The following is a 7,604-nucleotide window of genomic DNA, read 5'->3' as shown; positions in this document are numbered from 1 at the left end:
GTTACTTTATACATAAGCTCTACTGGCTTAGTTCACTAGCACACTGTTGAGTTCTCAAGCAACACACCGCAGATCGCGCCACCCAAAAGCAGCCTTATCCGAGACGGTCATTCCTTAGCAAGTTTTTCAAGCTGGTGGGACACCCACTCAATCACCTTGAAGTGAGAGCTTGGTTCGTGTCCCGCGGCCACCCGGTTTCCCTGGCGACTTGGAGAACTTTACATGGCCATTTGACGTCGAAAACAGGGGGGTACCTTAACGCTGTTTTCGCAGGTCAGCCACCACATTACGCCGTCAGGGCGGCGTCCGGCCCGGTCCTGGCCAGCGTGGCCAGGACGTCGAGTGTCGACGTCAGCGTCGTGATCGTCGACGACGAGGGGGCAAGCCGCTCGTGGTGATCGACGGCGCCGGGCACCTGCCGAACCTCGAGCGGGTGCCCACGTTCAACGCCGCGGTGGCCGGGTTCCTAGAGTCGGTGGGGTCAAGAGAACTGACAGAACGGTGAACCCCTCGATGTCTGACGTACAGAAGACCGTCTTCGTGACCGGCGCCAGCACCGGCTTCGGGGAAGCGATCACCCGCCGGTTCGTGGCCGAAGGCGCCCGCGTAGTCGCCACGGCCCGCCGCGCGGACAAGCTCGCCGCGCTCGCCGAGGAGCTCGGCAAGGCCGTACTCCCCGTCGAACTCGACGTCCAGGACCGCGCGGCGGTCGAGCGGACCATCGGTGACCTGCCCGCCGAGTTCGCCGAGATCGACGTGCTCGTCAACAACGCGGGGCTGGCCAAGGGCCTCGCCCCCGCCCAGCGCGCCGAGGTCGACGACTGGGAACAGATGGTCGACACGAACTGCAAGGGCCTCATGTACTGCACGCGGGCGGCGCTGCCCGGCATGGTGGCGCGCGGGCGGGGGCACGTGATCAACATCGGATCGATCGCCGGCACCTACCCCTACCCAGGCAGCAACGTCTACGGCGCGACCAAGGCGTTCGTGCACCAATTCAGCCTGAACCTCCGCAGCGACCTCCGCGGCACCGGCGTGCGGGTGACGAACATCGAGCCCGGGATGGTCGGCGGGACCGAGTTCTCCAAGGTGCGGTTCGACGGCGACCAGGGCAAGGCCGACACCGTGTATGCGGGCACGCAGCCGCTCGGCCCCGACGACGTCGCCGAGTCGGTCTACTGGACGGCGTCGCTCCCGGCACACGTCAACGTCAACACGCTCGAGCTGATGCCGGTCGTGCAGAGCTTCGCCGGGCTGGACATCTATCGGGACTGAGACAGCGGGACTAGACCACTTCCTAACCAGACAAAGGGCGCCTTCCCCAGTGGAAGGCGCCCTTTGTTGCGCTGGGTAACCGTTTCGGCACGGTCGGAACGCGCTGACCTGCGGCTGTCGGGATTTTTCGTTACTTGATTGGACTATTGCGCTCTAGCGTCCATAATTTGTATGATTCCGCTCACATACTAACAACTCAGTGAGTTAGCCGCCGGTTGATCACCGGTCTCCCAGTCCCCCGTCCGGTCCCCCGCACACAAGCCAAGGAAGGCGAGTGTCGCTCCGTGTCCCCAACACGTGTCTTTAGTGCACCCGAAAATCCCCCGGTGAGCAGGAACAGGAAGAGGCAGATCGGCGCGAGTATCGCGGCCGTTCTGGCCGCTTCCGGCCTCACCGTCGTCATGATCGGTGCCTCCCCCCACGTCGTCACCCCGGCTCTCGCGGCTTCCGCGACCTCCACGTCCGCACTCGACGTCGCCGGCCGAGGAGCGACCGTCCCGTTCGTCGAGCAGGAGGCCGAGAACGCCGCCACGAACGGCACGGTCATCGCCTCCCGGACGGCGGAAACGCTCGGCGGCGAGGCTTCCGGCCGCAAGGCGGTGACGCTGTCGGGCCAGGGCAAGTACGTCGAGTTCACGCTCACCGCGCCGGCCAACTCGGTCGATGTGCGCTACAGCATCCCCGACACCGGTGACGGCACCGGACAGGATTCCACCGCGGGGCTCTACATCAACGGCGCGAAGAACAGCGACCTGAGCCTGACTTCACGGTATAGCTGGTATTACGGCTCGTACCCCTTCACGAACCGGCCCGGAGACGGTCACCCGCACCACTTCTACGACGAAACCCGCGCGCTCCTCGGCAGCACCTTGCCCGCGGGTACCAAGATCAAGGTCCAGCTCGACTCCGGTTCCGCTCCGGCCACGACGGTCGACCTCGCGGACTTCGAGCAGGTCGCCGCGGCCGCGACCCAGCCGGCCAACTCCCTTTCGGTGACCGCCTACGGCGCGACGTCCGGGGACACCACCGACGACGCGAACGCGTTCGACGCGGCCGTCGCGGCGGCGAAGAGCCAGGGCAAAGAGGTGTGGATCCCGCAGGGGACCTTCACCATCAACCACCACATCAGGGTCGACCAGGTCACCATCCGCGGTGCCGGCCAGTGGTACTCGGTCCTCAGCGGCTCACGTGTCGGCATCTTCGGCCTTGGCGAGCCAGCGAGCTGCGGCAGCTCCACTTACGGCGGTAACCCAGCGATCCCTGGCGTCAGCAGCAACGTCAAGCTCTACAACTTCGCCATCATCGGCCAGATCAACGAGCGGAACGACTGCGACCAGACCAACGGCATCGGCGGTGCGCTCGGCGGCGGTTCGGTCGTCTCCGGGCTGTGGATCCAGCACGTCAAGGTCGGCCTGTGGCTCGACGGCCCGTTCGACGGCCTGACCGTCACCGGCAACCGCATCCTCGACACCACCGCCGACGGACTGAACCTGCACCAGGGCATCAGCCACGTCACCGTCACCAACAACTTCCTCCGCAACACCGGTGACGACGGGCTGGCGATGTGGGCGGAGCACGACGCCGACCACGACAACACGTTCTCGTTCAACACCGTCGAACTGCCGATCCTGGCGAACAACATCGCCATCTACGGCGGTTACGGCAACACGGTGTCGGACAACGTCGTCTCCGACACGCAGGACCAGGGCGGCGGCATCCACATCGCCAACCGGTTCCAGGCGGTCCCGCTGTCCGGGGTCACCACGGTCGCCCGCAATACGACGCTGCGCGCCGGGGTGCTCGACTCCAACTGGCAGTTCGGCGTCGGTGCGCTGTGGTTCGACGGCCGCGACTCGGCGATCACCGGCACGGTCAACGTCACCGACACCGACCTACTGGACAGCAACTACGAAGGCATCCAGTTCATCGACAGCAACACCACCGACGTCCACTTCACCAACATCAAGATCACCGGTGCGGGCACCTTCGCCATCCAGTACCAGTCGCACGCCACCGGCACGATCAAGAACGTCGTCGCCAGCAACATCGGCGTCGCGGGCACCTACAACTGTCAGGGCCCGGACGCGCTGACCGGACTCGCCGACCAAGGCGGCAACTCCGGCTACGGCACGACGTACTGCGGTCCGTGGCCGGCTCCGGTCTACAACGGCAACAGTGGCGGCGGCTCGACCACCCCGACGACTCCGCCGACGACCCCCACCACGCCGACGACGCCCACTACTCCGACCACGCCGACCACCCCGCCGGCCACCGGCAACCTCGCGCTGCACCAGCCGGCCACCGCGAGCGGTTCGCAGGGCGGGTTCCCGGCGGGCAACGCCGTCGACGGGGATGCCAACAGCTACTGGGAATCCGCGAACAACGCGTTCCCCCAGTCGCTGACCGTGGACCTCGGCGCGTCGAGGAGCGTCGGCCGGATCGTCCTGAAGCTGCCACCGCCGTCGGCCTGGGGCACCCGTACCCAGACGCTGTCGGTACTGGGCAGCACCGACGGTTCGAGCTTCTCGACGGTCAAGGCTTCGGCCGGATACACGTTCAACCCGGGCACCGGCAACACCGCGACGATCACCTTCCCGGCGACCTCGCAGCGGTACCTGCGATTGACGTTCACCGCGAACACCGGTTGGCCGGCGGGCCAGGTCTCTGAATTCGAGGCCTACACCGCCTAGCAATTCGGCGGGTGGGTCCACGACTCCGCGGACCCACCCGCCTTTTCAAGCCCTCCCCAAAGTTGCAGGAAGGTGTGTCGATTTCCCATGTCCCCAGGTAACACAACACCCGTCACCCGGAAGCGGCTGGCCATGACGCTGGCCGCCGCGCTGGCGACGTCCGGATTGGCGGCGGCTGTGCTCGGCGCCCCTGCCGAAGCGTCCCCAGCGGCCCCGGCCGCACCGGCGGCGACGTGCCCGACCGCCGTGCAAGGTGGCGCGACCGTACCGTTCACCGAGGTCCAGGCGGAGTGCTCCGCGAACAACGGGACGCTGATCGGTCCCGACTACACCCAGGGCAGTCTCCCGTCGGAAGCCGTTGGGCGACAAGCGATCACGTTGGGCTCGCAGGGCCAGTACGTCGAATTCACGACGCCTTCCGCGACGAACTCGATCGACCTCCGCTACAGCCTTCCGCAGGGTAAGAGCGGCTCGCTCGCGGTGTACGTCAACGGGACGAAGCTGGCCCAGGACCTGACTTTGACGTCGAAGTACAGCTATCTGAACACGGGCCAGATCGGCGGCTCGAAGACGCACAAGCTGTACGACGAGACCAGGATGCTGCTCGGGCAGAACGTCTCGGCGGGCGCCAAAATCAAGGTGCAGGTCGACGGGGAGAACACCGCCGGGCCGTACACGATCGACCTCGCCGACTTCGAGCAGGTGGCCGGCCCCGCGTCGGCTCCCGCGAACTCGGTCTCGCTGACGTCGTTCGGCGCGACGCCCAACGACGGAACCGACGACACCAGCGCGTTCCGCAACGCCATCGCCGGCGCGAAGTCGCAGGGCAAGGAGCTGTGGATCCCACCGGGCACCTTCGAAATCGGCCAGGCGGTGCAGGTCGACCAGGTCACCATCCGCGGCGCCGGTCCGTGGTATTCGGTGCTGCACGGCAACAACGTGTTCAACAACGGCGGCGCGAGCGGCAACATCAAGCTGTACAACTTCGCCGTGTTCGGGGAGATCTCCAACCGCAACGACGGCAGCCCCGACAACGCCTTCCACGGTGTGCTCGGCGCGGGCTCGGTCGTGTCCGGGCTGTGGATCCAGCACACCAAGTGCGGGCTCTGGCTGATGAGCGGCGCGTCGTCGAACCTGACCATCGAGAACAACCGCATCCTCGACACCACCGCCGACGGCATCAACTTCGACGGCGCGGTCACCGGTTCGACCCTGCACAACAACTTCCTGCGCAACAACGGTGACGACGGCCTCGCGCTGTGGTCCAACGGCACCGCCGACAGCGGCAACACGCTGAGCAACAACACCATCGAGGTACCGACGCTGGCCAACGGCATCGCGCTCTACGGCGGCTCGAACAACACCGTCACCGGAAACCTGGTGCAGGACACCAACGCGCTCGGCGGCGGGATCCTGGTCGGCAACCGGTTCAACTCGGTGCCGCTGTCCGGCACGATCACCGTCTCCAACAACACCACGTTGCGGGCGGGCGCGCTCGATCCCAACTGGCAGTTCGGGGTCGGCGCGCTGTGGTTCGACGCGCGTGACCAGGCGATCACCGGGGTGACGGTCAACGTCACGAACTTCCGGGCCGTCGACAGCCCGTACGAGGCAATCCAGTTCATCGACGGCAACGGCGTCGGCAAGGTGATCGGAGGCATCACCATCAACGGCGCGACCATCGACGGCACCGGCACCTTCGCCGTGCAGTCGCAGACACAGGGCTCGGTCGGCATCAGCAACCTGACCGCCAGCCGGGTCGGCGTCACCGGCACCTACAACTGCCCCTACCCGACCAGCAACCCGCCGATGTCCTTCACCGGATCCGGCAACACCGGCCTGACGGGCACGTGGAGCAACTGCGCGACCTGGCCGCCGCCGAACTCCGGCCCGCCGACGCCGCCCGCCACGGGCAGCAACGCCGCGCTCGGCCGTCCGGCTTCGGCGAGTGGTTCGCAGGGCGGGTTCCCGCCCGGAAACGCCGTCGACGGCAACTCGTCGAGCTATTGGGAAAGCACCAACAACGCCTTCCCGCAGTCGCTCACCGTGGATCTCGGCGCCGCCACGAGCATCAACAAGGCGACGCTGAAGCTGCCGCCGGCCTCGGCGTGGAGTGCGCGCACCGAGACCCTGACGATCCAGGGCAGCACGGACGGGTCGAACTACTCGACGATCGTCGGCTCGCGCGGGTACAACTTCGACCCCGCGAGCGGCAACGCCGTGACCGTCACCTTCGGCGCCACGAGCCCGCGGTACGTCCGGCTGGCCATCACCGGCAACACCGGCTGGCCGGCCGGGCAGATCTCGGAGTTCGAGGTGAACCGAAGCTGACAGCCGTCCGTAGTCACTGAAGAGAAGCCCTCGCCCGTCCTGCCAGCCGGCGCAGCGTCGCGACCGTGCGGCGGGACGGGCGAGTACCATCCTTGCGGTAACAAAAGTCGTGCCGTGATCAAGCCCGTCACGACACTCGGAAATTTAGGTCGGACTTTTGCGCGGTTTTGCGTCATAATTGCAGACATGACGCGTCGACTTGCCGAAGTAGCCAGAAAGGTCGGAGTCAGCGAAGCCACGGTCAGCCGGGTTCTCAACGGTCGATCAGGAGTCTCCGCCAGTACCCGAACCGCCGTATTGACCGCCCTGGACGTGATGGGCTACGAACGACCGACACAGCTGCGCGGGGAACGCGCGAGGCTGGTCGGGCTGGTCCTGCCGGAGCTGCAGAACCCCATTTTTCCGGCACTGGCCGAGATCATGGGCAACGCGCTCGCGCAGCAGGGCTTCACCCCCGTGCTGTGCACCCGCACCGCGGGCGGCGTCTCCGAAGCCGAGTACGTCGAGCTGCTGCTGCAGCAGCACGTGTCCGGTGTCGTGTTCGCCGGCGGGCTCTACGCGCAAGCCGACGCGGTGCACACGCACTACCACCGGCTCGTCGAGCGCAAGATCCCCACGGTGCTGCTCAACGCCGCCGTCGAGCACCTCGGGCTCCCACAGGTTTCCTGCGACGACGTCGTCGCCGTCGAGCAGGCAGTAAGTCACCTGAACTCACTGGGGCACGAAAGAATCGGACTGGTCCTCGGGCCGCCCGACCACGTGCCCTCCCAGCGCAAGCTGACGACGTTCCAGGCCTGCGTCGCGTCCCTCGGACTGACGGCGTCGGCGAACCTCGTCGAGCACGGCATGTTCTCCATCGAAGGCGGTCACGCGGCAACGGCACGACTGTTCGCGCGCGGCGTCACGGCCGTCCTGTGCGCGAGCGATCTGCTCGCGCTGGGCGCGGTGCGCGCGGCGCGACGTCAGGGCCTTTCGGTGCCCAGCCAGTTCTCGGTGGTCGGTTACGACGACTCGTTCCTGATGAACTGCACCGACCCGCCGCTGACGACCACGCGCCAGCCGATCGAGGCGATGGGCCGCGCTGCCGTCGAGTTGCTCGTCAAACAGATCAACGGGGGTTCCGTGACCGCGGAAGAGCTGTTGTTCGCACCTGAACTAGTGGTCCGTGGTTCAACTGGCCGAGCGTTGGTGACGTCCGCGACGTGATCGTGACGACCCTGTGATCTAAATTGTTCGTAACTTGCGAATCTTCGTCGATGTCTTGCGAGCTTCTGGTTAACACTTTAGGGTGATGGCCATCACGCGACA

The 7,604-nt window shown here is 66.3% G+C and carries 5 protein-coding genes; 4 read left to right on the top strand and 1 reads right to left on the bottom strand.

Annotated elements, in window-relative coordinates; translation table 11 throughout:
- Positions 1 to 286: 286 nt before the first annotated feature.
- Positions 287 to 415 carry a hypothetical protein gene (locus JWQ81_RS40350; protein ID WP_297550303.1) on the bottom strand — a complete coding sequence of 43 codons (129 nt, stop codon included), beginning with the start codon at positions 413 to 415 and terminating at the stop codon, positions 287 to 289.
- A gap of 98 nt (positions 416 to 513) precedes the next feature.
- Between JWQ81_RS40350 and JWQ81_RS40345 the strand changes: the two genes are divergently transcribed.
- The 4 genes from JWQ81_RS40345 to JWQ81_RS40330 all read left to right on the top strand — a co-directional run bounded on the left by JWQ81_RS40345 (position 514) and on the right by JWQ81_RS40330 (position 7,502).
- Positions 514 to 1,275, top strand: coding sequence for an SDR family NAD(P)-dependent oxidoreductase (locus JWQ81_RS40345; protein ID WP_297550301.1), 762 nt, complete (start codon positions 514 to 516; stop codon positions 1,273 to 1,275).
- 401 nt (positions 1,276 to 1,676) lie between these two features.
- Entirely contained in the window at positions 1,677 to 3,965 is a 2,289-nt protein-coding gene (locus tag JWQ81_RS40340; RefSeq protein ID WP_297550311.1) for a discoidin domain-containing protein, read from the top strand.
- Positions 3,966 to 4,052: 87 nt separating this feature from the next.
- Positions 4,053 to 6,296: a discoidin domain-containing protein gene (locus JWQ81_RS40335; protein WP_297550300.1), complete on the top strand. Its 2,244-nt coding sequence runs from the start codon at positions 4,053 to 4,055 to the stop codon at positions 6,294 to 6,296.
- A 186-nt stretch (positions 6,297 to 6,482) separates the two neighbouring features.
- Positions 6,483 to 7,502, top strand: coding sequence for a LacI family DNA-binding transcriptional regulator (locus tag JWQ81_RS40330; RefSeq protein ID WP_297550298.1), 1,020 nt, complete (start codon positions 6,483 to 6,485; stop codon positions 7,500 to 7,502).
- The last annotated feature ends 102 nt before the right edge of the window (positions 7,503 to 7,604 follow it).

The sequence above is a fragment of the Amycolatopsis sp. genome (assembly GCF_025464955.1).
GTDB lineage: Bacteria > Actinomycetota > Actinomycetes > Mycobacteriales > Pseudonocardiaceae > Amycolatopsis.
Note: the sequence above shows the minus strand (reverse complement) of the source record. Positions and strands in the feature narration are given on the sequence as shown.